Annotated in this window: 1 pseudogene; it reads left to right on the forward strand. The window is 75.4% G+C overall.

The features are described 5' to 3' along the window. Positions 1–85: 85 nt before the first annotated feature. Positions 86–908 (forward strand): annotated as a pseudogene (locus D3105_RS34160) (ATP-binding protein); the annotation flags it as partial.

Consider the following 908-nt stretch of genomic DNA (forward strand, 5'->3'; position numbering starts at 1 on the left):
GGCGGACACCGGACCGGAAGCGACAGCGGGGCGCGTGTGAGGCCGGGAGGGGCAACCGCGCACGACGCGTCTGGGGGACTTTGCGATGGACCCGACACACCGGGCACCCGATGAGTACGGGCAGGGCCACGACCGCTCCGGCGGCGAGCCCGGCCACCGACGGCCGTCCCGCGACTCCGGCGGCGCCGACTTCGGCCCGCAGACACCGCAGCAGGTCCGTGTCGTCCAGCTGACCGCGGGCGACCTGCTGCTCACGGTCAACCCCGTCGACGGCAGCGAGGTCGAGGCGATTCCGCCCGGCTCAGGACCCGACGCCCCGGTCCGCCGCACCGCCGCCGAACGCACCGACCATGAACGCGCCGGCGCACCCCCCGTGCCCGCCGGTCCGCCCGCCCCGCAGCTGCCGCTCCTGCGGCCGCACCGGAACCGACCTGCTCCACGCCCTCTTCGACGCCGTCTACAAGGCCCCGGGCCACCGCCCCGACCGCGACGAACTGCTCGCGCTCGTCCGCTCCATCGGCGCCGTCGTCACCGTCGACGACCTGGAGATCGGCGGAGCGGCCCTCGACGAACTGCTCGCCGCCACCCCCGAGTGCGCCTTCCTGCTCGCCGCCACCACCGACACCACCCCCGGCGTCGACGCCCACCTTGAGGAGGTGCTCCTCGCGGGCCTCGGCCGCGGCGCCTCGCTGGCCCTGCTGGAGAAGGTCGTCGAGCGCCCCCTCACCGAGGAGGAGCGGAACTGGGCGGGCGACCTCTGGTTCGAGTCCGAGGGCCTGCCGCTCCGCTTCGTGCAGGCCGGATCCCTCCTCGTCCAGCGCGACCGGCTGCGCGCCGCGCCCGAGGAAGCCTTCGACGAGTACGACTACTTCGAGCCACGCGCGGACGACGCGCCCCCGCCTCCCGCC

The organism is Streptomyces globisporus, assembly GCF_003501885.1.
Lineage (GTDB): Bacteria > Actinomycetota > Actinomycetes > Streptomycetales > Streptomycetaceae > Streptomyces > Streptomyces globisporus_D.